Below are 26,181 nucleotides of genomic sequence, written 5' to 3'. Positions count from 1 at the left end.
GGATTCAGATTAGAAATTGTTATACAACTGCCGCTACTTCCACAGAGATTGGAGTCACATTTCCCGTATAATCTTCATAATATAGCCGTATATTGACCATTGTATGTGGATGTGGTATTTCTACATGATATGTTCCAATTGTTTTGTTATCCACAGTGACATTAAACATAAACTCACCCTTTGATAGTGGCAAACTTAATCTCAAAGGTCTTTTTCGGGAAATGTCACTCTTAGGTCCCAATTCATAGGTCTCTGTTATTATGGACATGTTGCGTGAATCCAATACGTCGATAACTACAGTATGGTTATTAACATCGTGGTTGTGGACTACAAAAAAAGGGGAAGCAGGCCCTGAAAATATAAATGGCATGAACAGGATGAATGTGATTAACAAAATGAATGTAGCAAATACTGTTACAAGAATCATTTTGTCTGTTGTTTTGATAATATCACATCCTTCATAACTATATTCTAAGTGTATTTCATTCCAAATAAATTTGATGATCGTATTTAATTTGCCCAAAAGTCAATATGACCTAAAATTCGTGTTTTTGATTAAAAAATGCCCTATTTCTCGGTCAAAGCGAAGTTTATAACAACCTATAAATAGAAAGTAAATTCAAAAGTAAACATCAGTATCCATAAGTGGGGGAACTATAGATGGCTGATAAAGAAAACAAAGTAGCTGAGAATATACCCGGTCAGTTCTATGTAGACGAAGGATGTATTGGATGTCGCCTATGCACAAATGATGCTCCGGATAACTTCAAGATGACTGAAGATGAATCGAACGCATTTGTCTTTAAGCAACCAGAAAAGGATTCTGAGATAAAAGATTGCGAGAATGCAATAGATTCATGTCCGGTAGATGCGATCGGTAATGATGGCTAACCATTGATATGTTTTAGAGATTTTTTACATTTTCATACAGATATTCATTTATTTATTTATTTATTTATTTATTTGTTTGTTTGTTTTATATATATGCACATATATCGATGAGTAGATAGAACGAATTGTTTTGATCAATAAGTTCTAAAATCAAAGGGGGAAATTGAAGTTGACAGTACCAATCGCCAGAACACTGATCTCGATCGGAATTATATTAATGGTCGCAGGATGTGTAAACGTTTACGATGAACGATCTGATGCAATGAATCGGGAATATGGGTGGCACGATCCCGGATACATGTATCCGGAGCAATATGAACCAATGCCAGGTTCGAACATTATTACAGATTTTTCATCGAATGGAGAAATGATCTATTATACCGGTCTTAATGAAAAAGAACAACAAATACCGGTTAGTGGCGGTCCACATTGGTTGTATGTCCATGGTGGCAGTTGTGTAAGCTGTCATGGTATTGATGGGAAAGGTGGAGTTCCGATAATGATGGGAACTGTAATACCTTCAGATATAACCTATGAAGCCCTGACTTCTGAAGGAGAACACGAAGATGAACATGAAGAGCATCCACCATACACTGATGAAACGATCAGTATTGCCATAAGGGAAGGAAAGGATCCTTCTGGTGAAGAACTGGATTACACAATGCCAAAATGGGATCTTTTAGATGAGGACATGGAAGATCTGATCGAATATCTGAAAATAATTTGATGCAAATATGTTCATTTAAAAGTGGGATGACTCCCGCTTTCTTTTTTAAAAAATACCGATATTGAAGACGGTATCAGAAGTTGGATGTTAGTTTGTGATCCCTGGTATTTCTATTTAATTAATCCGGAGATCAGTAGGAAATAAAAAGCATCGAGAGATCATTCAAAGAACGTTCTTAGATCTTCGATGTCCAGTGAAACATCGAACTCCTTGAGCCTGAAGAATTTCTTTGCCCTCATGTCATCATCTTCGAGACGAAGATCACTTTCCACAAATCCGGCCTTTTCAAGGCGCTTTAGGTGAAGATACAGGACCTGCCGGGAAACATTGAGTTCTTTGGCAAGCTCATACACATACCATTCCCTTTCTGAAAGCATGTAGAGAAGCTTAAGTCTCAGAGGATGTGAAATAGCCTCGCCTATAGATACTATCTGTTGCATTGTTTTTCCCATAGTAAGACCGGCTAAGGAGTTTGGTTGATCTTAGATCTCTTCCAGTTTCTCTTTGATCTCCTCTACAGTCTTCTTGATCTCAGCAACATCTTTCTCCATGCTCACAAGCTTTTCGTTGCTAGCTGAACCTGCAAAACCTGATTTATTGAGGAAGAAAAGAACTACACCGACAACCAATAGTATGAGGAGAATTTCCAAAAAGAAATCCAATAGACCAAATGAATTGTAATAGTGCATCATAGTTACTCATAAGATGTTCTTGTTTTCATATTAAGCTTTAGTAAAATACCGATCAATATTAAAGAAAAAGGGCTCAATCCAGTTTCTTTAATATCTTTTCCAGTGATTCACGATTGCTCTCTACCTGTTCTTCAATACGGGATAAACGCATGTCACTGTCGTCTTTAGTATTGCACGATCCATTATTGAAAATGCATGACTTATTGCTGAAATAAGAAGAAACTAACCAGATAAGAACTATCAGTATAAGCAAGCTAAATATCATGTTAAAACCTCCGAAACCTCCAAATAACCCATAGTCACCATACATTCCATAGCCCATCATATTATCACCTTCATGCTAAGATCAGACTCTTCATAGAGGTCAGTGGATGATCCCTGCCATAATGGGGAGTGGAGGTACAATTCAAAAATAAATGGCAGGGAATCCACATAATTCATTTATCAGTAACGGTACATCCTGCCATGACCCATCGCATATCCATAACCCGATCCGGAGCCAGAGCCAGAACCGTACATCATGCTGTATCCACGTCCTGTATTCGCATAGTCGTATGTCTGACTGGTAGTGTCCAGAACATCACCACTAAATGCATCGATGTAGCTGCGTGTTACAATGCCATCATCGTTGGTATGATACACAACCCACCATCTGCCCATCTGGTAGATGTTCTCCTCTTTCACATCGGCATCGATCTCTTGCTGAGCTATGTCTAGTGCATCCTCAATGCTTTCAACGGTCAGTTCATAACTACCGGAATAGGAATTTGCCATGTTATATCCGGAATAGCCCGAATATCCTGAACCATATGCAGGGCATCCACCCCATCCTGATCCCGGGCCTGAACCATAAGCAGCCTGAACAGTATCAGTTTGCATCGTCAGTGTGATCATTCCTGCACCGGCAAGAAATATAGCACCTATCAAAAGCATGTTTGTTATTTTTCTCATTTTGCTCACATCCTTTGTTCGCTTCAAACTATGTAACTATAGTTTGTATATGTAGCCTATATGTTACACATGTACTCATTCGTATATAAGGATTGTGCCAAAAAATATCACAACCGCTTAAAGATAAATGCCAACAATTCGTAAATCAAGATCAAATGACATGGTTAACTCAAAAGAGATAGATGATGAACAAAAAAACTGCCACCATTCTTATCGATGGTAGCAGTTATGGATCTCTGGCCCCGATATGATCAGGCAGTTATAGCGACCTTATTTCGCCTTCCAGGCACCCTCAGCCCTATGCCTATTACGACATAGTATCCGGCATAGCTCAGCACTTCTATCAGTGACGGATTTCCATTGTATCCTAACAGGGATTTCATGATAGAACCAAAGGTTCCTTTCTCATCGATGACGTGATTGATATCCCAGACATGTTCTACAATGATCGGAACTACGCCTGCCTCCTGAAGTTCGTGTACACCATGTGCTGCCAGTCCTGCTGCAAAGAGGATCAGGAAGATACTGGTGATCTTGAAGAAGTTATTCAGGTTCGTGTGTGAAGAGTATCTGAATACCAGGTATGCGACCACAATGGATACAGAAAGACCTGCAAGTCCTCCATAGAGCACAGCATTGGTCTCATTGTTCATTGCAGCTGCCCCAAGGAAGAGTACGGTCTCGATACCTTCCCTCAGTACAGAGAGGAATGCCAGTGCAAAGAGTCCGTAGGCTTTCTTTCCTTCGACCTGCTCCTTTATCGTTGACGAGATGTTATTATTCTCACGTGCCATCCAGATTATCATGGATGTCAGGATAACTGCTGCTACCAGCATCACAATTCCTTCAAAGAGCTCCTCGTTACGCCCTTCGAATTGTATCGCAAGAAGGTTGAAGACAACTGCAGCGATCAGGCTTCCAACGATAGCAAGTCCCGTACCACTATAGACGTACCTGTTCAGTTCCGTTCGTCTTGTCTGTACAAGATACGCGAGGATGATCCCCACGATCAGAAAGGCTTCAAGACCTTCCCTGAATGTTATCATAAAGCTTGAAAACATATTTCATCATTCCTAGTATTGTTTGGTATGCCTAACAATGATAGGGGTGATATATTGTAGTTAGTATTGCGGCAAATATTGCAAAGCGTATTCGAGGAAATCAGGAAAACAAAATCGAAGTACGACGTCACAAATTCCCACACAAGATCATTATATCACTATCATCAAAAACGAGATTATTCTTATTTTGAATAATTCATTATTCAATTAAAGCAATTTAATGCTTTAATTTACATTCAAATGAATTAAAAGAGATTTTTAAGAGTTGTTAAGCATTAAAATGCTTTATTTATTGCATTACTATCTCATTTGCTCTTTGAAAATAAAGTATGCTTATATTCAAAATAACTAATTGATGGATTGCTACCACAATCCCCTCTTTCAAGGTGGTGGCACCACTAAAATGCAAACCTATTGAATGGAGATCAAATTGAAATGAATGGCATAAGAAGTATCGTGATGTTGCTAATAATATTAACATGCACAATCACATCTTCATCTGCATCCGCAAATGCGGATGCTACTGACATAAATGTAGATGTTGATGACGTAAACATAGACGTTATAATTCCGAATCCAAACTCCACAGATTTTGGCGAGACTGTCGAAATGGTTACTCTTTTGTTAGTACGGCTCGGTAGAAACCCTTAATCAAACTAAATACACAATCTTGATATATCCATCAAGATTGTGTATCAATATTTTTAATTCCACTTTCTTCAGTTAAGTTTTATATTTCTTCGTACAGAGACTACGCTATATTTTTTCAAGATTGAAAGTATCGTTCCGACCATCTATGTTGGCGATAAATCATACCCATTATTCATCAAAATCGTAATGTGAAGTTTGAATACCAACCATATCTTTCGCAGAGAGAGATTTCTAATAAATGAACATGGAAATTAAGTAGATAGAAACAATTACTTAATTGCATGACAGACATCTGAAAATCTTGTAGCATATCAAATTTAAGAATAACATTAAAACATTATTTGTATTTGCTGAGAGGCAATTGCAAGATAACCAAATTAGAAGAGTGAATATTCGATAAAAAAAATATGGGATCAATTGTGCTTATTAATCCCATCTGTATCTGGTAGCTTAATTTCCTTCCCACACTCATTATGATCCGGAGGAAGATCTTTCAGGACTTCAGTCCTGATACGACCTTCTTCAAGTGCTGTTTGTGCACGATACACCCAATGAGATATGACGATCACAATAACAGTGATGAACAGGATTGCCAAAGCTACTATTACAACTTCTTCTGAGAACAGTGTCATTAACTCACAACCGTTGGGTTTTTATCATCTTTGGAATTCTGCGCTTTAACACTCTTAGATCCACTTATCGAAGAATCCAAAAACACGATTCATGATGGATTCGAATGTTCCTTCATCAGTCTCGATTTCAGGCCTTTCTGTTCTCATATTGTTATCGATATCGATTCCAGAACCTGATCTGTCCATCGTTCCAGACTCCGAAAAATCATTTTCATACATCCGAGATGTCATAATTGACTTCCTTATTTCATCAAGATCTTCCAGAGACTCTGCGTTTCCAGCCTCTTCTTTTGCATTATCGAGAATTTCAATCTGCTCATTGATAAGCTCAGCAGTTATTTTTTCATTGTCAATCTCATCGAGATTCTCTTTTTTATTTTCAAGACCTGCAATCTGCTCATCGATGAATTCGAACAGATCATTCTGCATATATACGAACATCTCTTCTTCTGTCTCGAATTCAGGCATTTCCTGGTTCACTTTGTCATTGATATCCATTCCAGAATCTGATCTGTTCATCTTTTCAAATTTTAAATTCACATCTTCTTCTGCAGCAAGTGCACCCGATGGTATAATGCTTACCACCATCAACATGACCGCAAGACAGGAGAACAATTTTAGCAGTTTTTTTGCCATACTATCACTCCTTGAGCACCAGTATATTACTGGTAGCCTGCAATTGCGACATTGGCAGGGTTAAATATAAGCATACTTTCTTTATTTAGTGCATAAAACAAGTCTAAAGATTAAATGAAGCATTTTAATAGCAGCTAATACTTAAATTTCTACAATAGAGATATTAAATTAAGATTCGAATAATATATACACTTAAAGCCTAAGCGACAAAATATTTGACCAAATTTAAGTTTGAATTTATAATGTTTAAATTAGTGAAAATAGAAGTAATATTAAGGAAATTACAAATAACATAATATTTCAACCTTAAAATGATTTTAAAAGAATAAATAGCACCAATTTTAATTTTAGAGTAATAATAAAGTATTATAAAGAAAAGAATTAATGATCACACATCTATATACAAAATAAATCATCCTGTTTTTTTCATTCATGTAAAGTATGCATATATATTTAAGTCGACAACAAGTAGCTGATAACAAGTGATAAAAAGCTCGGTTATTCAATCAATAAACATATATCCGTTGTATGAAAACCAATGTATCTGCAAGTTATCGACAAACCATCCAGCATAAGGAGATCTAAACGAATATGAAAAAAGAAGCATATTTAGCATTAATTGCACTCTTTATACTCACGCTTTTCATATCAGGATGTGTCGACCAGAAAACTACAGATCATCAGGAAAAAAATATTACTCCTTGGAACAGTCTCAAAGATTCGCCTCTGAAATTACTAGGGCTTAATGATAGGTTTGGATTCCACCACGACAACAACAATTTTCCTCCCAAAAACGAAACCGATCCTTTGAGAAAGAACCCGGAAATCTTCATAGAGGACATGATCACGAGATCAGAGATCACAGCTCTTCAAGTTGAAGAGAGAATAAATAGACTGGAAGCAAGTGGTGAAGGCGTTGAAAAGCTTAAAGATCTGCTTGAAAGCTATGATCAGGCCATCGAAAGAGCAAGAGAAAACCAAAAACTTGCATATGAGACAGAACCAATAACTCAGATCAATAAGAGGTACTATCTTACTCAGTCCTTGCAGGAATTAAACGAAGCAAACAGGATATTAAAAGAAATATTTGAGGAACTGAAGCTCATAAACCCTGGGTCTGTAAAGCTTGACCTTACAGATAATATCTCTGCTAACGGGAACGGAACAGCAATACTTTCTGGTGAACTTAGTATTAGCTTATATGCCGAAGAAGGAATGATAGCTTTATCCGATTACAAAGGTGATATGAAGATAGTTACCGACGGAGATCATGAAAGTTCAACTATTCTTCGAGAAGGATATAATGTATCCTTGTACAGAGGATTTTATGGATATGCAAACATATCTGGTTCCAGCCTGGCAGTTATGGTAAAAGGAAGTAACATATCATTCACTTCATCCGGTAAGGGAGAAATAATGATGTCTGGAAATGGAACCTACAACTTTAGTACAATGAATGGCCAGACTGAACAGGGACAATGGATGACCACTTTAGGTAAAATATAATTACAACAGCTATTAACATGAAAACCAGACAGTCAATATTGCTACTTTTTATCCTGATCAGCATGCTACCAACAGGAATGGCAACTACAAACAGCTCAGCTACCGTTCATGGAGCAACATATGAGTGGAACACGTTTGAACCTCTGGAGAATACCATAATAGAGGTCAATTCAACCCCTCCACAATCCTTTGTGGCAAAATACGGAACATATTCATTTGACCTTAATCCAGGCAGCTATACAATCACGGCTAAATATTACCAGAATGACACTCTTGTCTATATTGCAGAAGAAGATATTGTCATCACAGATGATGGTAACTACATCATTGATCTCCTGCTTTACCCTGCCTACTCCGAGGGACTGATAACTGAAGCCGATCTTGCTGAGATCGCTCCTGTTGAAGAAAGGTCAGTGGATTCCGAAAAAAGTAACCAGTCATCTATCAGCACCTATTCTATGGTTTTCATATTGTTTGCATTGCTAGTGATCGGTGCATATTCCCTCTTGCATAAGAAAAAAGGAACTGAGCATGTCACATACAAGGCAGAAGTCGTTTCTGAACCGGAAGAAACAAATGAAGAATTCCCATCTGACCTTCAGGAAGTGCTCGATATAATAATAGCGAATGGGGGAAGGATAACACAAAAAGAACTTCGAAGCAAGATCAAATATTCCGAAGGAAAAGTCAGCCTTATGCTATCGGAACTTGAGGTAAAAGGCTATGTGGAGAAGTTCAGAAAAGGGCGTGGGAACGTCATTATATTAAAAGAGCGAAAATAACATCAGCAACTTATTCTTTTTCTTAATCTACAACTTAACTTTATTTTGTCCATTCCTGATATTCTAAGTTCATTGAGCTAGAACTTAAAATTCGAATTCTACTTGCTAATTGCAGCGAAACTTACAAGGTTAAACCTTATTTTTAATGATCATTTTTTATGCCATCAGAAAACAGAAAATCTGTTTTATCAATCATAATTTAAAATAGAAGATTTTAGTTACTTAAATTCAGATTTATAAAATATATAATGCAATTTTAAGGATTATTAAGCATTAAAAAGCTTCATTTTGACTTTACATGTATATTTTTTCTTTAAAAATAAAGTATGCTTATATTCAAAATAACTAATTGGTGGATTGCTACCACGCCCCTCCTCTCAAGGTGGTAGCACTACCACCTGAAAGCCTATTGGTGAGACAGCAAAACCCCCACACATCTCATTCAAATCCACCTTGAGAGGAGGTATAGCCAGAATCTAATGACAAATTGAAGAAAACTAATCAGATAATTAATTCCGTGAGGTTTCAATAAAGATGAATGAAAATGAAGTGCCCCTTATAGATCTGAAGGATGTGTGGAAGATCTACCAGATGGGAGAAATAGAGTTTGCTGCGCTAAAAGGAGTCGACCTGCACATAAAAAAAGGTGAGTTCGTAGTCATACTCGGACCAAGTGGAAGCGGTAAAAGTACCCTGATGAACCAGATCGGATGCCTTGATACCCCTACAAAAGGTACTGTTAGCCTGAATGGGAAAAATATTTCCAACCTTGGTGAATCCGAGCTGGCACAGATCAGGGGAAGAACCATTGGATTCATTTTTCAACAGTTTAACCTGATCCCCACACTCAATTCCCTAGAAAATGTTATGCTACCACTGGAATTCCAGGAAGAGGACGCAAATATTGCAGAGAAAAGGGCCAGAGAACTGTTGAAGATTGTGGGACTTGGAGACAAAATGCAACATTCGCCTTCCCAGCTCTCAGGAGGACAAAGACAGAGAGTTGCTATTGCAAGATCGCTTGCAGTCGATCCAGAAATACTGCTGGCAGACGAACCTACCGGTGCTCTGGACAGCAAAACCGGAGACTATATACTGGAATTTTTGAACGAATTGCATGAAGAACAGAATAAGACGATAATTATCGTTACCCATGATACAGAACTCATAAAATATGCTGAAAAAATTATACACATCAAAGACGGGATGATCGAAAAAATAGAACTTAAGGAGAAAAGATTAACATGAAAAATATAAAGTCTTTTTTGATATTACTAATGCTATTGGCATTACCGGTTACAGCTGCATCTGCAGCAACTTATACCAGTGCTCCTGGTGTCAGTGTTGACATAATGAGCCAGAGCCCAAACCCTGCAAGACCCGGTGAGACTGTTGAACTGACAGTCAGTGTACAGAACATCGGAAACGAAGATCTTGCCGATGTGAAGGTTGAAATTGAACCCGAATATCCATTTTCAGAAGTATCCGGCGAATCGTTGAGTGAAACCATCGCATTCCTCGATGCACGTCAGGACGAAGAAGATGCAGCGATCCTCAGGTTCACACTAAATGTTGATCCTAATGCAGCAGAAGGTTTCTATGATCTCGACATAACTGTCAATGAAGGAAACAGTGCAACTAAAACTACAACAGTTGATGTTGAAGTACGTGGAATGGAATACGCTCAGGTACTAATTAGCGAAGCAATTATCGATCGTGCAGTAGAAGAAACACTGGAATTCACAGTAACAAACACAGGAAGTTCACCCCTCAAGAACATGGCAATCTCATGGGATGAACCAAACGGAGAGATACTTCCGGTATATTCTGACAATACCAAATTCATATCTTATCTTGGAGCTGGAGAATCAGCCACAGTCACATATTCAGTGATCGCCGATATGAACGCTGACCCCGGACTTTACCAGCTTGACATTTGCCTGGAATTCGAGGATTACGATTCCAATGTCAACAAGATCAACACCAAAGCAGGTATCTTCGTTGGTGGAGAAACCGACTTTGATGTTGCTTTCTCCGAAGGAAATGCAGGTGAAGTTTCCCTATCAGTTGCCAATGTTGGTAACAATGAAGCGTATTCTGTCAAAGTGATTATCCCTGAACAGGATAATTACAAAGTTATTGGCAGCTCTGCATCCATAGTAGGTAACCTTGATAAAGGTGACTACACTATCACGTCATTTACTATTGTCAATAATGATCTTGCTACCAATTCAGAAGAGATAGATAAATCATCGATCAACAGGGACGAAATGGATCCTGAAGAAATAGAAACATTGCGCCAGTCACAATCTTCCCAGAACGAACTCAAGGTTGTAATAGAATATACGGATTCAACCGGACAAAGGCTTTCGGTTGAAAAATATGTTCCTATTGAGCTGATGTCTGCTACAGGTGATGTTACTGCTTCCGGGGCTCGTGGCTCAAAAAATTCGTCTTCCACAAGCAATTACCTGTTATACCTGACAGTACTGGCAGTCGTGGTTGGCGGAGCAATGTATTACAGGAAAAAGAAAGCTTCAAAGGGTAAGGACGATGAGATACAAGACATATCTTAAGCTTGCTGCAAATATCCTCTTCCACAGCAAGATCAGAAGCTGGCTCACAATAATAGGTATTGTGATAGGTGTCGGGTCTGTCGTCACCATAATGGCCATTAGTGATAGCATGGAGGAAGATGTGGAAAGCCGTTTTGCGGACATGGATATGACATCCATTACCATAACTCCGGGATACTCCCAGGCATCATCAGCATTGGATCGAAAGTCCGGAGAAACTTCTTCCTCCTCAACAAATGCGGAATTGACCGATAAGGACGTTATGGCCCTGAAACTGGTTGAGAATATAGATTATCTGTATGGACAGATAAAAGGCAGCGAAGATGTATACTATCTGGGCCAGTCAGCAAGCATTTCCATAACAGGTGTTGACCCGCAAGTATGGCAGTACGCTACATCCTATGATGTTGCCTCCGGAAGGTTACTTGAAGCTTCAGACAACTATGTTGCTGTCATCGGGAACAACGTTGCCAATGAGATCTTTGACCAGCCCATAGGCGTCAACCAGGTAATCACCATCAATGGAAAATCCGTAAGAGTTGTAGGTATACTGGAATCAGGAGACAATGATTATGGAATCATTATGCCCATAGATGCAGCAGTTGATATAATAGAGGATGCTGAAGAAGATGTTTATGATTCCATCATTGTAACGGTTGATGATGTTGACAATGTTGATGCAGTGGTAGAAGACATCGAAGAGAAGCTCATGATCTCCAGACACGTGACAGAACGTGACAGGGATTTTACCGTATCTGACTCCAGTTCCCAGTTGGAGAGCGCATCCGAGATGATGGATTCAATGAGCCTTTTCCTTGGTGCTATCGCTGGTGTTTCTTTGTTAGTAGGATCAGTAGGGATTGCAAACACAATGTTCACATCCGTAATGGAAAGGACCAGGGATATAGGAACAATGAAAGCCATAGGAGCCAGGAACAGGGACATATTAATGATATTCCTGTTCAACTCTGCCATGGTTGGCCTTGTCGGCGGTGTTCTAGGCATTCTTTTAAGCCTTGTTCTGACATCGATGCTGCCCATGCTTGGACTATCGATCATGCGCTCCTCAATGGGGTCCACCCTTTCCCCTGACCTGGTGATCTTAGGAATATCCATCGCAATTTTTGTGGGCGTTGTATCAGGTGTTGTACCTGCATACAGAGCTTCAAAGTTGAAACCTGTGGACGCTTTGAGGTATGAGTAAGACATCCCTCTTTTAATTTTTAAAAATTTTATTTCTTTTCTTTACCGGCACATGACAAGTCTGTATAACCCGGAATTAGAGCCATTTCACTTGTCTTGTTTTCTCAGATCCCACATCACAATATCTTTTAACTTTGAAAGCAATATATTATATGGGTGTGGGAGATGCAGAAACGAGGCGAGTTTGGGGAAGACTTGTGGGGACAAGAATGCTGCTAAACGGTAGTATTCTTGGATAAATAGCTCCCACACTCATTGTTAACGTGATCTCTTTCTATGATCTATATCTTGAACCAATAGCCGTATTTACTCAAAAAACAATATATAATGTGGGAGTGGGAGCTGAGGATTTTTGTCAATCATTTAGTGATCCCTGTTTGATAAATTATCCAGAGATACGAGTTAATTCTCGTAGCGGTGGTTCCTGTTCCCACATCGATTCTGCTTCGTGTACTGTCCTGACAGGCAGCATCTTTATTTTGTAGAAGCATGAAACAACTATATAATGATATTTTGAATCAAATGGGGGTAGAACATGATAAGTTTCACAGATGAAATGTGGTATTTAATGGGAGCACTAGTAGTTGGAATTGTGATTTTCGCATTGGCGTTTGATTTCTATTTTGATGTTGTGAGAAAGAGGAAGGACTACTGATGTCACTATAATGCCTGTCTATGTATTGTCCTGATAGGCAACATCTCTACTTTGTGGAAGCTTAAAAGTAAGGAAATCAAAACAATGGCAGTATACATACACAAAGCTGCGTATCCAGAGAAGTGTGCAGCATGCAGCTCTACTGACGAGACAATCCGCATCAAGTTTCTCAGACCTAAATCCGAGCATGTCGTTTATTTTTGCTCAAAATGTTACAATGAACTTAAGATAGCGATGTGAGTGGGACTAATTAAGGTCAGAGGAGTAGACAGGCAGCACTTGTATTTCGTGGAAGCTTGAGGTTCGAATCTTATCATTCGCATAGAATGTTGGGGATATAGGTAATGTGAAAAACCGAACTTCCTACTTTTTTTTGATTAATCTCTGAGTTCGAATCTTACACATCGCACAGCAATTCACCGATGATGATATTCCTATTTCTTCCACAAACATTTACATGAGAGATTGATGCACACGGGTATTTGAAGAGATTACAGGATAAAAGTGAATGATAATGTTTGAAGAGCAGAACTAAAATGTTGCTTTAGATAAGGAAAACAATGTTTTCTTAGAAATGATCATTCAAAACGGATGCATCACACTGTATATACACATTATAAAAAAACAGACCAACTGACTTAAATAATTATGTAGCCAAATATAATTATGGGAATTAGTAATGAGTGAATTTTGGTAGTGAGTACAAATGAAAATTAAACAAAGTATACTGATTTGTTTTGGAATGGCTTTAGTATTAATGACCATTGGAACAGCATCCGCAGGCACATTCACAGTAAACAACAGCACAGGCCCAGTAGCAGATTTTACTTCGATACAGGATGCTGTAAATGCGTCAAACGATGGGGATACAATCCTTGTTTATCTAGGATTCTATGAAGAAAATGTGGACATATCTCAAGCAAACATAACAATAGAATCGGAATCCGGACCTGATGTTACCACTGTTCAGGATGTTACGGGGGTGGACGATTGCGTCTTCTCTATTGGAAAGATAAACGAAGGTGTTAATAACGTGACCATCAACGGCTTTAATGTAACAGGTGGTAACGGGATACATTTTTATGAATCCAGCGGCGAACTGAGAAATAACATTATATCGGATGGGGGAATTCGTGCTGTTTCAAGCCACATTACCGTGATCAATAACACCATAATTTCGAAAGGAATAAGCTTCTCCTATTTGCATACTAGTGCTTTATTAGAGAATAATGAAGTGTTTTCTTGCTCTGGTGCTGGAATACATATTCTAGACCAGGCACGCGTCACCTTGGTTAACAACACCATATACAACAATTCTGCAGGAATTGAAATGTTTAGTTTTGCTGACGGCCATATTTACAACAACACCATATATGGGAATGAAATTGGAATCGATATAGTTAGCAACTCCTACGGAAAGGTAGCTAACAACACCATATATGGGAATGGTGAAGTTGGAATCAGGATATTAGACGATTCCCGCGGTGATGTTTATAACAACTATTTCAACAATACGATGAATGCTCAGACTGATGAACCTGATCCCGACATAGGGCCCAGCACTTGGAACACCACCAAAACAGCAGGTCCAAACATCATTGGTGGACCTTACCTAGGTGGAAACTACTGGGCAAACCCAGATGGCACAGGTTTCAGCCAGACCCATGGAGGTGTGGATGGGATATGCGATTTACCATACATAATTGATGGGAACAACATCGATTACCTACCATTATGTTTACTAACACCTATTGAGGAAACAGAAAATCTCAAAGAATATGTGAATGGTCTGGATGGGGAGGTTGCAGATTCTACCAAACATGTTCTCAATGTAAAACTCGACAACGTAATCGATAAGCTTGATAAAGGAGACAATGACAAAGCCATCAAAAAACTCGAGGATTTCATTAAATTTGTTGGTATAATGGAACGACAAGGTAAGTTGGATGGTACGCAAGCTGCATATCTAATCAGTGAAGCAGAACGTATCATCGAGATGATACAGAATTCAGAAGGGTAATCTAACCCTTCTGTGATCTTTTTTGATAAACTGATCTGAATCAAAGATCAAATTTTATCTTGGCATTAAAGGTCAAATCATAATTAATGGCATTCGCCCCACATCTCCATCCTCTCTCTCACAACATGTGCATTGAGAGTAAATGTATTCTCACTCTTGATATTCTGCTTCATGTAATGCAAAGTACCTTTAGAAAAGCCCATCTTCTTCCATTCAGTGTAAGGCATATCAATGATCTTCTTCCTCAACAGATCAGAATCATCCCTTTCAGCAACATAAAGAGGTTGTTAAATATATTCCAACGCCTGTTGTTCCTGTTTTCACACATTAACTGTGAAACCTGTAAAACCATATTTTACACGTAAATTTTGGGTGTAAATTTCACAATTCACATGTAAATTATCCATTAACAGAAACTTCATTATTCCCGTTTTCCAACCTCTCCCTCACATGAGCATTGAGAGTAAACGGCTTCTCACTTCTGGCATTCTGTTTCATGTAATGCAAAGTACCTTTCGAAAATCCCACCTTCTTCCATTCAGTATAAGGCATGTCAATGATCTTCTTTCTCAACAAATCAGTATCATCCCTTTCACCCACATACCGAGGCTTGCTAAACTCAACAGCCTTCCGCTTTCCAACAAAATGATGACTTAACTCTCTTCCCTTCAACAACAGTACAGATTCCCAGGAACTTTTCTTCTTCCTGTACTCAACCTTCCTATCACTGCCTCTTAGACCCTATATATTTTCTGGCGATTGCTATCCCTTTATACTTTTTCTTTTCCAATCCCTTCAAACCGATCTCAGCCTTATCTGCCTGAAAGGCCAGCTCATCGTTCAACTTATGATAGCTATCAAGCCTTTCTTGTGTGATAACTCCCACATCGACTGCTTTCCTGACGGCACAGTGTGGCTCATTCTGATGCGTGCAATCCTTGAAACGGCAATTTTGAGCAAGTTCAGTAATATCGGAGAATGTTCTGTCGATACCATCGGATGAATCTCCAAGCTGGATCTCACGAATGCCAGGGTTATCGATGAATATCGTTCCATTCGGAAGAAGGAAAAGCTGTCTGACAGTGGTTGTGTGCCTGCCTTTGTCGTCATCTTCACGAACACCTAATGTCTTCTGGACATCGTGACCCAAAAGAACATTGATGAGGGTTGATTTGCCAACTCCGGAAGAACCGATGAGTGCTATGGTTTCAGCCGGATTCATGAAAGGATCTAATTTTTCCAGATTTGTCTTTGAGAGAGCGCTAAGAGTTATCACAGGAACATCGTCAGCAATATCCTTTATTTCCTGTATAGTTGCTGATAGATCATCCGGCAGGTCCTCAGTAAGATCAATCTTGTTAATGAGAATAACAGGTTTTGCACCGGAAGAATAAACGATGGTGAGATATCTTTCAAGTCTTCTAACGTTAAGATCGTGTCCGACAGCAGTGACGATAAAAATTGTATCAATGTTTGCAGCTATCAACTGTTCTTCACTGGACTCACCTGTAGAACCTCTGGAAAGACAGGAGGTTCGTGGAAGGATGTCCACGATGGTGTATGAATTAATGTCACTTTGATCAAGTACTACTACAAAATCTCCGACAACCGGCTGCTTGCCAGTCCTACGCATAGCTCCTGATATTGCTGCCTGCATCTCACCCTTTTCAGTAAGGATATTGCATAACGTCTTATGTTGGGCTGCAATCCTGCCGGGAATATATGATCCTTTATAGGCTGAAAATGCAGATGCAAGTGAAGCATTCCAGCCGGGGATAAAGTAGAAATCTAAATTATCACTCATTTTGTTCCTGTATTCATCATTCATATCATTACTCAAAAATGCCAGTGCAGATAAACTTTTTTACAGAAATAACTGAGTCATCGAAATTTTAGCCATTTCCAACAATTATTTCAATTTTACAGTCAATATCCTATGATAAAGGCCAAGGCCACTTTTCACAATTACATTCTTCGAAGGTTCGAGATAGGTCATTACAGCAAATAATTAGCATCATCCCGACATAATTTCATTTAAAAACAGATTAACCTGAGCGATCTGTTGCAAAATAATAAAGATTCCTAACGGATAGTAAGATCAGATCAAAAAAGTAATTACAGAAGCTGACCTGAAGAAGATCGATATGATCCTGGTCAGCCCTGCACCCCATTTTGGAGTTATTTCAATGAAAATATTTAACGTATTCAGACCTTTGGGAAATACTCAATTGCCTGTGCAAGTTCCTCGTGGTCTTTGGCATATTCTGCAATGTCTATGTTCTTAAGATAAGCATCACATGCCTGGACAAGTGCTTTTGCTCCTGCCTGAGTTCCTCCTGGATGTGCATGGACACCTGAACCCATTGTTGTTATGAAATCCACATTGCCCATTACATCAATGAAAGGCTTCAACCTGATCGGATTCAGACCCCCGGAAACTATCGGGCAGCATTTTTTCATACCTCTCCAGCTGTCGTCCTCGAGGATAACATGGTGAGCTGAATCCTCATGTACAAGATCTATCGCATCCTTATCGGTATCCATGATCTTGGCCCATGACTGCTCAAAGAAGTGACCAGTGGAACTGAGGTACTGGATACCATGTGCAGCAACTATATCCTCTTCAGGTGTTCCTTTCATTTTACCAACACCCGCTGTACCTGTGTGGATGCCTGAAGAACCGGCAAGGCGTGCAAACTTGGACAGGACCAATACTGAAAATCCGATGGGGTTCTCAGGTCTTGTAAAAGCTCCGTGGGCTGCCCTGTGGAAGTGCAGGAATACATCAGGATATCGTCTCCTGATTGTCTGGACTGCCATCCAGCCTGCGGTTATGCCATCGATGAGGAAAGCATAGCTTCCGGGCTCAAAGCCGGCATTGACTATCATTTCACACCTTTCGATCATAGTGTCAAAATCAGCAGCCGAAACATTGAAGGAATGGACCTTTTTCTTCCCCGTCTCTTTGACTGCCTTGTCCATTGCTTCCTTTACATGCAATACCATCTTGTCATATGGACAGAAGTCCTGGTTTGCCTGAGGCTCGTCGTTCTTAACGAAGTCTCCTCCGCCTACCCAGAAATCATAGCAGACTTCAGCATATTCTGCAGAAGTGAGCCCCATTTTTGGCTTTACAATAGTACCAAGGATCGGCCTGTCATAGACATCAAGGTACTTTCGCATGTCATCAACAGTAAAGCCAGGACCATCATACTGCTCGAGCATGGATGGCGGGAACCATACATCCAGCAACTTCAGTGCTGATATCTCTTTCATTCCCAGGATGTTTCCGACAATGTATGTCAGGATATTCTGGACATTTCCACCCCTGTCAAAAAGTCTCCACGGATAAGCTATCCAGACAAGGTTCCTCTCCAGATCAAGCTGATATACCAGAGCATTCATAGTCTTAGAGAACTTGGTCTCCGTATTGACCTTAAAGTTTGTACCAGTTGATGATTCAGCTGCGATCTCTGCAGCTGCCTGCAATATATTCAGGTCTCCCCCCGGAATAAAATGAAAGACCCCAAGAAGATATTCCCCGTTAGTAGGGTCCGGTATTTCAAGATTCACATAAGCTGCCTGTTTGGAATCGAGCGATCGGACCAGATCTTCATGAATCGAGCTCATAATAAGAATAACAGCTTGCAATCTATTTGAATTTTTGGAATGAAATGGAACGGATCAAGAATAAGGACCCGGAAGGCCGTATGAAACTGTTATAACTTAAGAGCATAGCAAAGTACATAATATAAATGAAAGGAGTCACTTATAGCTATTCAAGTTTCCAAGAGGTTAAATGCAGGAACAAAATGAAAAGCTGGTCTCATTAAAAGCTGATGATAATGAAATGGGAATTTGTCCCCACCATAGTGGTAAAAGGAGCATCTGGGTCCTCGGGCTAATTATTCTCTTTATAGTTTCCTGGTCGGTTCTCCTTTTTTACTATCCACCCGGAGAAATAGTCGAAAGACTGGGAGTACGCAACGTTTACATTTTTGTCTTCCTGCTTGCAATGATAGGCGGTGTTTCCACATTTACCTCCACTACCTTTTACACAGCCCTGATCACAATATCCCTGGGAGGAGTGAATTCGTTATGGATCGCACTGTTCGCAAGCATCGGTCTCACTTTCGGCGATCTGGTCTTCTACTACCTGGGTACAAAAAGCAGGCAATGCATAAAGGGAAAATACGCAGGCAATGTTTTCCGCCTGACAAAATGGATGGAAAATATAGATGACAGGCTAACCATGCTGATGATCTTCCTTTACTCCCTCACACCCCTTCCAAGTGATGTGATCGCAATAGCACTTGCAATCGTGAATTTCCCGTTCCGGAAAATGATCGTCCCGTTGTTTGTGGGTAATTTTACACTTATTGTTCTTCTTGTAGAGCTATCAAAACTGGGATTTAGTCTGATCTGAAGTATTTGGAGGACAGATACTCCACTCAAACTGAATGTTCATTCAAAAATCACTTAGGAGTACGAGGCCTGAATGTTCTGGGGTCCAAAAACACATCATTTTCACAGTAGCTGCAGATGGTCTTAAGGTCAGTACCTTCCAGAAGAACCTTTTCGACCTCCTCCTGAGGTGTGATGTACTGCGTCATTTCTTCCCCGCAATGAGGACATTTAATTTTCAACCAGTCCAGCTTGGTAAGCTGCCGTATGTCTTTTATGACAACTCCAAGTGCATCCTTATAGGTCTCTCTGGAAAAGCCGATGGCAGGAAGGTGGCTTATCAAAGCCGGTGATTTCTCCCCGTATTCTAACAACGTAATTATCAACTGGTCCGTACCCACAGCGAGCCCGATCTCCTCGTTCACCTTGGGAGATAATACCCCGTCCATAGTCAGAATGACGACCATACAATCTGAATGGCGGATCCCAAAGCTGATCAGTTCCGCATCGGATAGTGACTCGGTCTTTTTGAGCAGAGAAGAAAAACTCTCCAGGTTCACTGCCCATAAAGCCTGTTCCAGTTCCTGAGCCAGACCGATGTCCTGCTCAGTGTGGGAAATATAGACTCTGGTTATCATTGCTATTACCCCCTATGACCTCTGCCCTTCAATGATCCTGAAATTCAACTAGCTATAATGGTCAAATTTCTAAAGCAGAGGTGCTTCTACCATTCTAATGTTTCAGTCAGTCTTTCTTATCCCGTGGCTTTTTGGTTGGCTCGGGACAGGGAACTGGTTCTGGCGAAGGCTCTGGTTCCGGTTCCGGACAAGGTATTGGCTCTGGCTGAATTGATGAACTCTTCTCTTCCTTTTGCTGATATAACCTAGAGGTTAGTATTTCTTCCTTGTTCTGTGGTATGTCCATTGTTATATACCCCCATGTAATAACTTTGTAATCAAGTGATATTTAAATTTATACCATGAACTAACACACACAAAGAATGATAGGTATGTCTGATAACTTCTCTTTATTGTTGGGATTGTGCAATTAAGAATAGTCTTACATGAGCACTGATTATCAACGGCTTATCAATCTTGGCATTCAGCTTCATGTAATGTAAAGTACCCTTAGAGAATCCCATTTTCTATTAATTTAAATCCGTTGCTGCAACATGATCTTTTAATGGTATGGTTGATTCTAATTTCCACCATTTCCATGATGTTTAAACTCTTTAGTTAACACATACCCCAATTCTAAAGGAACATTGGGCCGGAATAATAAAACAAAAAAAGAAAAAATAAATTAATTAAAAAATTGAAGAGCGGACCTCATCCATTCAATAAACGACGTAGTTTTCCTCATCTCCTTCAATCCATGCAATCTTCCAGTATTCCTCATCATATGGTTCTTCGTAAGCGTTCATTTCACCTGCCATAGCTTCCCCTTCAGGAATGTTTCCGATATAGTCAATGCTCTCGAGACGGTACTTTATAATCAAATTCGGAGTATCCTTGTAGCTATAATTGGTTTCATAAACGTGTGCATCCCCGGACACACCTTCTATTACAGCTGGCAACATTATCTCGTGCATCTCTTCATATGTCATATATTCACTGAATGTAATGCTATTGGAATAACCAAAAGGAAGAATTCCACAGTAAACACTTTCGGCTGTAGCATTCCCTACATTCTTGACGGTGATCTCCATGCCGTTCTGTGTTCCGGTCACTGACATTATTTTTAATTCTGGTTCACCAGTATCAAGTTCTTCAGGATCATCAAAATCTTCAGCGACGTCCATTGTTTGATTATCCTCAACTGCTTCTACACCCGGTGCTTCGTTCACTGGTTCATCGCCTGCAACATCTGTACAACCAATTGCAGTCATCGATACCAATATTAAAAGAACCGTTATCACTTTATAAGCTGTTTTCATGATTCACACCTTTGATTTTAATATAAACTAACAAAATGCAAGTGTTTAATATTACAATTCGTTCTTCAGAGATACGTATGTTTCACGGGCATCCGACCCCCGATTAAGACATGTCATAGCGAGCTTGAAATCCTCATCTGCCTTGATCATATTGCCGTCCTCCATGTTTTCTGCTGCGGATTTAAGATAAGAACCGACTAAGGCATATTCCGTCATCATTTCATAATATTGATGTTGGAGAGGCTTCACATCCTCAGAAACTTTGTAATCGTTGTATTTCATCATTCCCGATTGGGCGTGGTCACACAATACAGATCCTGCAGAATATATTCGAACGTAATCACCGGCTTCAAGTGCGTCTGCCACGTTATTTAAATCAGTTCCGATTATTGCAAAAGAATTGTCAGCAAATAAGAGAAACTCATCGTCCTGATATGATTGGTCATCTGATCCGGTCAATTCTGCAACCATCCCAATAATCACAAATGCAGCAAACAGTATCATTAATATTGTTTTCATGTTCATTTCATACACCTCAATTATGCAACTTTGTCCTTTGTCAACTCCATTTTACAGATGGGACAACTATCTTTAGCGAATGCAGCCCAATAAAACGTGTATAAGAACGTCCCATAAATTGACCCCGCTACCAAGGCATCAGGTATATGGCCTGCACTTCCCCGGCCCAATAGTATTATGGCACACACAAAATTGAATGCTACCCATGAGGTTATACTCCATGCTCTGTGCCCTTTAACTTCTCTTCCACAATGTTTACAATATGTCATTCTCGATTACCTCATTAGAAGGATGAAGACATAAACCCATGGTTAGTATGTTGCACCCCTATATCCCCATCAAATCATCGTATAAATAATTATGTCTATTATAAATTATTGAGAAAATGACATAAGATATAAGGGCTCATTTCTTGCTACAATCCATCATCTGTAGGTTTATACTGACCCCACCGCTATGCTCTGCTTTCATATCCAGATAGTCACGCTTTGCGAAATGTTCAGGATGCCGCCTTTCAAGAACCCATGCAGCTGCAGGCCAGTTTCCTTCATCGGCTGCTTTTGATATCCGTTTGAGGTTTTTCTCTATTCCCTGGGCTTCGGCCCTTTTTATATCATCTTGAAACTCTACAAAGGGCTTTTCACTGTTCTTAATCGATGCCCTGGGATTTTCCTCTACCCTCCGGGCTTCTTCTTCTCCCCTTATAATCCAAGTTCTATAAGCTGGATAGGATACACCAGCAGCCCTACAGGCGTGTTCGTATGGCATACCCAATGCTATGTTCTTACAAATCGTTTTGTGAGTCTCTGGGGTTAATTTGGTAGGTCTTGCCATGCTTCCCTCCTGGATAATGTGCTTAGTTCTCTTTTGATTGCAGATCTGATAAACTCCGACTGTGTGGAATAGTCCCCGGATTCGATGGTCTGGTCTATTCCGGCCTTCAGCTTGTAAGGAATCTGAACCTCTAATCTATAGTTTGACATATACATTATATTATGTACACCATTGTATTTATACATATAGTAAAAATTACGAGATATACACATAAAATATAAGATGCTGAATATTGATATCGATTTTAAGGACATTCCCCCCCACGATGTTAGTTAAAGGATAAGAACACCCACAGAAAGTTTACGATCGTTAAAGCCAATTATACCCCACATCCATTCTGCTGCACAACCTGCACAGGTATTTTTTACTTCTTATACGTTATAAAAAAATAATACTAATAAGGAAGTTGGGAATTCCCGTGCAGTCCGTGCAGTAACGTGTCGTCCAAAAAAAGAAAAGAAGTGGGTAAGAATATTAGGCTTATATCTTGCTCTGTTTGGTACTTGCTATAACTCTATCAAACATATTCTGGTAAACAGAGCTGCTGCACCATGTACGATACACAGAATAGCACCGTTTCCTTACACCGTCCGCCTGGGATGTTACCTGACATTCACCGACACCATATTTAAACAGGAGCTGCGAGAATACTGCAACATTCATTGGTCGCTTACTCTCCGCGATGCGTTCGTGTTCACAATATGCGCGGTACATGTTTAAGAAGTCGTCCTTGGTGTAGTACATCGGGTTATCATTGAATACAAGGTTATCATCTAAGAACCTGTATAGCGGATCAGAATTTTGTGTCCACTTATTCAACACGTCCGATGCAGATGATTTATACATCAGCCCATACTTCTTGATCCTAACGACCATCTCCAACACCCTGTTAAAGAATCCGCTAATGTTCTTTTGAGTGAAGTATGTCCCATAGAATCCCGGGTCGACCTCAAACAAATTTGAGAAGTAAATGAACTCCCACCTTTCCCAAAATGCAGTATCATTATGCAGCTTGCTCGCGTCCGGTGCAATATTGCACGCATAGCAGTGTACCGCGTTTATTGTGGCCTCGTATGCCTGAACATTCTTCTTTTGAACCCAATGGTCCTTAGTTCCTGTAATGGTCTTGATAACTCCACCTTCATTAAGTGGAATGTCGGATAGGTCGTCATAGGTGTTTAGAATCTTACCTTCGAGGTTGGCAGTGCTGAACCGATCGGCAGTAAGCTGTTGCAGTGACATGTTACTGATACTTGCCTTTCCAAACATCAACGCGAGGAACGTAAGATATGCAGTCTTGCCAGCGTTCGCGTCCCCTTGTAGTATGTATGCCTTCTTATATGGTGCAGTTCCCATCATTTGAAGGATTGCCTGTGCTGGTATCTGGTACAATATCCCACACTCCTCACCGTCCACGTACTTTGATATAACATCGTCGTGTATCGCATCGTACTCCGCATCAGGATCATAGGCAACGTTTAGCCTATAATTGAACTTGTAATACGGATTGTTTGGGATCAGTTCATACGTTTCTGCATCAAAATCAATTTTTACGAGTCCGTTGCTTACTGGAATAATGTTTTCATAATTATTGAAGGGATATTCGAAGTATGGATCGGTGACTTTTAGCCTGTGTATAATCTCGCGAGTCGCAGCTTCGTGTGACTTGTCGTAAGTCTTGTTCCCGTCCCCGACATTCGTTAAGATGCTATGAATAAGACTCTCGATGCGTCGCTTTCCTTCCTGATAGTATCCATCTTGATAGACATACAGTAAATCGTTGTAGCTAATGACGTTGTATGCCTCCGCGACTTCCTCCGCGATTGCTTCCGGGACAATTTCCACTTTTCCACTATCCCGTACGGTAAAGCACCTTGTGAGGTCGATAGATGCGAGTTCATTATACCACGAGAGTCCCTCCAGTTCTTCGATGAAGGTATCTGCGAGCATAAGAAGCTCTGCTTTATCGCTGTCCTCTCGCTTGCCTGCAAAGTGACTTATCATGCACGCTATGGCCATTTTGTCCTTGCCTGTGGTCTTACCCCTTCGGAACTTCTAAACGTCAGTCTTGCGCCCCTTGTTCACTGGTGGGGTGTGGCAATAGTAACTAATGAACTCGCCTTCCAATGAAAAGCGTATTTTGCATACATCATAATCAAGATGGACGTCCATATCAACAAACGTAGAAGAAGGATTCATTTAAGGTCCCCTCTGACCCTACACAGATAGTTTATCTGTTCTCTGCTACAATCCTCAACTTCATGTGTATTTTTTATTTCTTCTGTTTCAAATTGCGCCACATTGTCTTTACTTTCGGTCATTTCTTCCGGGGCCTCTAATTTCTTGAATGTTTCCGGACTCATGCTGTGGCCCCCTCGGCTAGTTCCTGGACTGTTTCGCAAAGGGCCTTTTCTATAGGGGATCCGAATTTCAAGAAATAATCAATACTGGATTGATGTTCTTTTGAGAACTGCTTCGCCCAGTCCGACAGTTCTTTATTGCTGGTTGTCTTAGTTTCCATGCTGGACACCGCACGTCTAATTGTTCAGCATGGCCCCTGCATTGTCTTGGCGGGCATGGACAGGGGTCATTACGATCTTATTTTCGCTTGTGATTTCCATTTGCATCTCGGTACTGTCAGTAATTCCAAAAAGACGACACATGTCTTTCGGGATTGTGACTAAGTAACTTTCTTTCACTTTCTGAACTTTTCTTTTTAACATGGCATTCACCAATGAGTATATATGGTCTAAAACATATATATACAGTTTGTAGAAAACTGTAATTTATTATTTAGGGAGTTGGTTGTTTGGAAAAAAAACCATTTACCAAAACTTGTGACACAATTTTAGAAATCATAAAAGAATCCGAAGACCCCATCCTTACAAAAGACATTCATTCAAAATTGATTGAAAGGACTGGAACAAAAAGCAGCCACTCGACTGTAGTAAAATGTTTAAAACGACTAGTGTCGATTCATGAAATTGAACGCGAAGAGATATGCGGGAAGGGGAACCCGGTCGTTTATTCGTTTACAAACAGAGCCCCATTCTCGATTTTTAATAAACAAATAGATGAATCAAGAGAAATTCTAATTGAGAACGATATGGTTAGCAAGGGAGACTACGTATCTACTGCACAGTTGATTAATTTTGATGTTAGCTTCACAATATTGATAAGAGAATTGCTTAAAGCCCTTGGAGAATATTCAAATTCGGAAAACCGACGCAATGCAGAAATAGAGTTTAAACAATTCACTGAAGCCGTGTTTGTACCTGCATTAAATGACATCACGAAATTAGTGAAGCCCCCGCTTAACATGACAACAAAACTTAGTTTGCTTTTAGCCCGCTGTTATGTTGACTTTGATTTCCACCTGTCCTTCTATGCAAACGAACTACAAACCGACAAATATGAGTTGAGTTGTAATTACAAAGATTTTCTTAGGTTTGCTGGAGACAACTTGAGCCCAGAAATTCGGGAAAAATTGGATGAAGTAGTGTGA

At 39.9% G+C, this 26,181-nt stretch carries 33 protein-coding genes; 10 read left to right on the top strand and 23 right to left on the bottom strand.

All coding sequences use genetic code 11. The features are described from left to right. Window positions 1–19: 19 nt before the first annotated feature. A complete protein-coding gene (locus E7X57_RS12470; protein WP_167880920.1) occupies window positions 20–523 on the bottom strand; it encodes a hypothetical protein in 504 nt (167 codons plus the stop codon). A 137-nt stretch (window positions 524–660) separates the two neighbouring features. Here E7X57_RS12470 and E7X57_RS06210 point away from each other — a divergent pair, with 137 nt between their 5' ends. Both E7X57_RS06210 and E7X57_RS06205 read left to right on the top strand, forming a co-directional pair. After that, entirely contained in the window at window positions 661–891 is a 231-nt protein-coding gene (locus E7X57_RS06210) for a ferredoxin (RefSeq protein WP_135611711.1), read from the top strand. Window positions 892–1,060: 169 nt separating this feature from the next. Next, the gene (locus E7X57_RS06205) at window positions 1,061–1,618 is read left to right on the top strand and encodes a cytochrome c (protein ID WP_244603618.1); all 558 of its coding nucleotides are present in this window, start codon (window positions 1,061–1,063) and stop codon (window positions 1,616–1,618) included. Window positions 1,619–1,776: 158 nt separating this feature from the next. Here the strand turns inward: E7X57_RS06205 and E7X57_RS06200 are convergent, their stop codons facing one another. The 7 genes from E7X57_RS06200 to E7X57_RS06170 form a co-directional block, all read right to left on the bottom strand. After that, window positions 1,777–2,070, bottom strand: a complete 294-nt coding sequence (locus tag E7X57_RS06200) for a winged helix-turn-helix domain-containing protein (RefSeq protein WP_135611709.1) — start codon at window positions 2,068–2,070, stop codon at window positions 1,777–1,779. Window positions 2,071–2,100: 30 nt separating this feature from the next. Beyond that, a complete protein-coding gene (locus E7X57_RS06195; protein WP_244603617.1) occupies window positions 2,101–2,280 on the bottom strand; it encodes a hypothetical protein in 180 nt (59 codons plus the stop codon). A 103-nt stretch (window positions 2,281–2,383) separates the two neighbouring features. Beyond that, a complete protein-coding gene (locus E7X57_RS06190; RefSeq protein WP_135611705.1) occupies window positions 2,384–2,635 on the bottom strand; it encodes a hypothetical protein in 252 nt (83 codons plus the stop codon). 119 nt (window positions 2,636–2,754) lie between these two features. Continuing rightward, on the bottom strand, window positions 2,755–3,261 hold the full coding sequence (locus E7X57_RS06185; protein ID WP_135611703.1) for a PepSY domain-containing protein: 507 nt from the start codon (window positions 3,259–3,261) through the stop codon (window positions 2,755–2,757). Between the two features lie 251 nt (window positions 3,262–3,512). Continuing rightward, entirely contained in the window at window positions 3,513–4,322 is an 810-nt protein-coding gene (locus E7X57_RS06180; protein WP_135611701.1) for an FTR1 family protein, read from the bottom strand. Between the two features lie 1,064 nt (window positions 4,323–5,386). Continuing rightward, on the bottom strand, window positions 5,387–5,605 hold the full coding sequence (locus E7X57_RS06175) for a hypothetical protein (RefSeq protein ID WP_135611699.1): 219 nt from the start codon (window positions 5,603–5,605) through the stop codon (window positions 5,387–5,389). Between the two features lie 54 nt (window positions 5,606–5,659). Further along, window positions 5,660–6,241, bottom strand: a complete 582-nt coding sequence (locus E7X57_RS06170; protein WP_135611697.1) for a hypothetical protein — start codon at window positions 6,239–6,241, stop codon at window positions 5,660–5,662. Window positions 6,242–6,832: 591 nt separating this feature from the next. Here E7X57_RS06170 and E7X57_RS06165 point away from each other — a divergent pair. The 6 genes from E7X57_RS06165 to E7X57_RS06140 all read left to right on the top strand — a co-directional run bounded on the left by E7X57_RS06165 (window position 6,833) and on the right by E7X57_RS06140 (window position 14,983). After that, window positions 6,833–7,747, top strand: coding sequence for a hypothetical protein (locus E7X57_RS06165; protein ID WP_135611695.1), 915 nt, complete (start codon window positions 6,833–6,835; stop codon window positions 7,745–7,747). 77 nt (window positions 7,748–7,824) lie between these two features. Continuing rightward, window positions 7,825–8,529 carry a winged helix-turn-helix transcriptional regulator gene (locus E7X57_RS06160; protein ID WP_244603616.1) on the top strand — a complete coding sequence of 235 codons (705 nt, stop codon included), beginning with the start codon at window positions 7,825–7,827 and terminating at the stop codon, window positions 8,527–8,529. 534 nt (window positions 8,530–9,063) lie between these two features. Beyond that, window positions 9,064–9,777: an ABC transporter ATP-binding protein gene (locus E7X57_RS06155; protein WP_135611691.1), complete on the top strand. Its 714-nt coding sequence runs from the start codon at window positions 9,064–9,066 to the stop codon at window positions 9,775–9,777. Beyond that, window positions 9,774–11,105, top strand: a complete 1,332-nt coding sequence (locus E7X57_RS06150) for a COG1361 S-layer family protein (RefSeq protein ID WP_135611689.1) — start codon at window positions 9,774–9,776, stop codon at window positions 11,103–11,105. The genes E7X57_RS06155 and E7X57_RS06150 overlap by 4 nt, the downstream gene beginning before the upstream one ends. Next, a complete protein-coding gene (locus E7X57_RS06145) occupies window positions 11,083–12,309 on the top strand; it encodes an ABC transporter permease (RefSeq protein WP_135611687.1) in 1,227 nt (408 codons plus the stop codon). Before E7X57_RS06150 ends, E7X57_RS06145 begins: the two co-directional genes overlap by 23 nt. A gap of 1,411 nt (window positions 12,310–13,720) precedes the next feature. Then, window positions 13,721–14,983 carry a NosD domain-containing protein gene (locus E7X57_RS06140; RefSeq protein WP_167880919.1) on the top strand — a complete coding sequence of 421 codons (1,263 nt, stop codon included), beginning with the start codon at window positions 13,721–13,723 and terminating at the stop codon, window positions 14,981–14,983. An 83-nt stretch (window positions 14,984–15,066) separates the two neighbouring features. Here E7X57_RS06140 and E7X57_RS12465 read toward each other — a convergent pair whose 3' ends face one another. The 4 genes from E7X57_RS12465 to E7X57_RS06125 form a co-directional block, all read right to left on the bottom strand. Next, window positions 15,067–15,231 (bottom strand): hypothetical protein, encoded by a 165-nt coding sequence (locus tag E7X57_RS12465; protein ID WP_167880918.1) that lies wholly within the window; start codon window positions 15,229–15,231, stop codon window positions 15,067–15,069. A gap of 151 nt (window positions 15,232–15,382) precedes the next feature. Then, window positions 15,383–15,655, bottom strand: a complete 273-nt coding sequence (locus tag E7X57_RS06135; RefSeq protein WP_244603615.1) for a hypothetical protein — start codon at window positions 15,653–15,655, stop codon at window positions 15,383–15,385. Between the two features lie 52 nt (window positions 15,656–15,707). Continuing rightward, window positions 15,708–16,811, bottom strand: a complete 1,104-nt coding sequence (gene rsgA, locus E7X57_RS06130; RefSeq protein WP_135611682.1) for a ribosome small subunit-dependent GTPase A — start codon at window positions 16,809–16,811, stop codon at window positions 15,708–15,710. 377 nt (window positions 16,812–17,188) lie between these two features. Continuing rightward, window positions 17,189–18,613 (bottom strand): ribulose-bisphosphate carboxylase, encoded by a 1,425-nt coding sequence (locus E7X57_RS06125; RefSeq protein ID WP_135611680.1) that lies wholly within the window; start codon window positions 18,611–18,613, stop codon window positions 17,189–17,191. 169 nt (window positions 18,614–18,782) lie between these two features. Here E7X57_RS06125 and E7X57_RS06120 point away from each other — a divergent pair, with 169 nt between their 5' ends. Further along, complete coding sequence (locus E7X57_RS06120) at window positions 18,783–19,409, top strand: VTT domain-containing protein (protein ID WP_135611677.1); 627 nt, start codon at window positions 18,783–18,785, stop codon at window positions 19,407–19,409. 49 nt (window positions 19,410–19,458) lie between these two features. On the opposite strand, the gene E7X57_RS06115 is transcribed toward E7X57_RS06120, so the two are convergent. The 11 genes from E7X57_RS06115 to E7X57_RS12940 form a co-directional block, all read right to left on the bottom strand. Next, the gene (locus tag E7X57_RS06115; RefSeq protein ID WP_135611675.1) at window positions 19,459–20,025 is read right to left on the bottom strand and encodes a toll/interleukin-1 receptor domain-containing protein; all 567 of its coding nucleotides are present in this window, start codon (window positions 20,023–20,025) and stop codon (window positions 19,459–19,461) included. 106 nt (window positions 20,026–20,131) lie between these two features. Beyond that, the gene (locus E7X57_RS06110; protein ID WP_135611673.1) at window positions 20,132–20,311 is read right to left on the bottom strand and encodes a hypothetical protein; all 180 of its coding nucleotides are present in this window, start codon (window positions 20,309–20,311) and stop codon (window positions 20,132–20,134) included. 412 nt (window positions 20,312–20,723) lie between these two features. After that, window positions 20,724–21,323: a hypothetical protein gene (locus E7X57_RS06105; protein ID WP_135611671.1), complete on the bottom strand. Its 600-nt coding sequence runs from the start codon at window positions 21,321–21,323 to the stop codon at window positions 20,724–20,726. 51 nt (window positions 21,324–21,374) lie between these two features. Further along, on the bottom strand, window positions 21,375–21,848 hold the full coding sequence (locus E7X57_RS06100; RefSeq protein WP_135611669.1) for a hypothetical protein: 474 nt from the start codon (window positions 21,846–21,848) through the stop codon (window positions 21,375–21,377). A gap of 399 nt (window positions 21,849–22,247) precedes the next feature. Further along, entirely contained in the window at window positions 22,248–22,676 is a 429-nt protein-coding gene (locus tag E7X57_RS06095; protein WP_135611667.1) for a hypothetical protein, read from the bottom strand. Next, window positions 22,655–22,825: a ribbon-helix-helix domain-containing protein gene (locus tag E7X57_RS06090; protein ID WP_135611665.1), complete on the bottom strand. Its 171-nt coding sequence runs from the start codon at window positions 22,823–22,825 to the stop codon at window positions 22,655–22,657. Before E7X57_RS06090 ends, E7X57_RS06095 begins: the two co-directional genes overlap by 22 nt. A gap of 331 nt (window positions 22,826–23,156) precedes the next feature. Further along, window positions 23,157–24,695 (bottom strand): DUF5906 domain-containing protein, encoded by a 1,539-nt coding sequence (locus tag E7X57_RS06085; RefSeq protein WP_135611663.1) that lies wholly within the window; start codon window positions 24,693–24,695, stop codon window positions 23,157–23,159. Between the two features lie 36 nt (window positions 24,696–24,731). Continuing rightward, on the bottom strand, window positions 24,732–24,875 hold the full coding sequence (locus tag E7X57_RS12460) for a hypothetical protein (protein WP_167880917.1): 144 nt from the start codon (window positions 24,873–24,875) through the stop codon (window positions 24,732–24,734). Continuing rightward, window positions 24,872–25,039, bottom strand: a complete 168-nt coding sequence (locus E7X57_RS12455; protein ID WP_167880916.1) for a hypothetical protein — start codon at window positions 25,037–25,039, stop codon at window positions 24,872–24,874. The genes E7X57_RS12460 and E7X57_RS12455 overlap by 4 nt, the downstream gene beginning before the upstream one ends. Beyond that, the gene (locus tag E7X57_RS12450; protein ID WP_167880915.1) at window positions 25,036–25,197 is read right to left on the bottom strand and encodes a hypothetical protein; all 162 of its coding nucleotides are present in this window, start codon (window positions 25,195–25,197) and stop codon (window positions 25,036–25,038) included. The genes E7X57_RS12455 and E7X57_RS12450 overlap by 4 nt, the downstream gene beginning before the upstream one ends. A 16-nt stretch (window positions 25,198–25,213) precedes the next feature. Next, window positions 25,214–25,399, bottom strand: a complete 186-nt coding sequence (locus tag E7X57_RS12940) for an AbrB/MazE/SpoVT family DNA-binding domain-containing protein (RefSeq protein WP_371413169.1) — start codon at window positions 25,397–25,399, stop codon at window positions 25,214–25,216. 86 nt (window positions 25,400–25,485) lie between these two features. On the opposite strand from E7X57_RS12940, the gene E7X57_RS06080 reads away from it, so the two are divergent. Continuing rightward, window positions 25,486–26,181, top strand: a complete 696-nt coding sequence (locus E7X57_RS06080) for a hypothetical protein (protein WP_135611661.1) — start codon at window positions 25,486–25,488, stop codon at window positions 26,179–26,181.

The organism is Methanococcoides sp. AM1, assembly GCF_900774055.1.
GTDB lineage: Archaea > Halobacteriota > Methanosarcinia > Methanosarcinales > Methanosarcinaceae > Methanococcoides.
The sequence above is the reverse complement of the archived record's forward strand: the minus strand, read 5'-3'. Positions and strand labels throughout refer to the sequence as shown.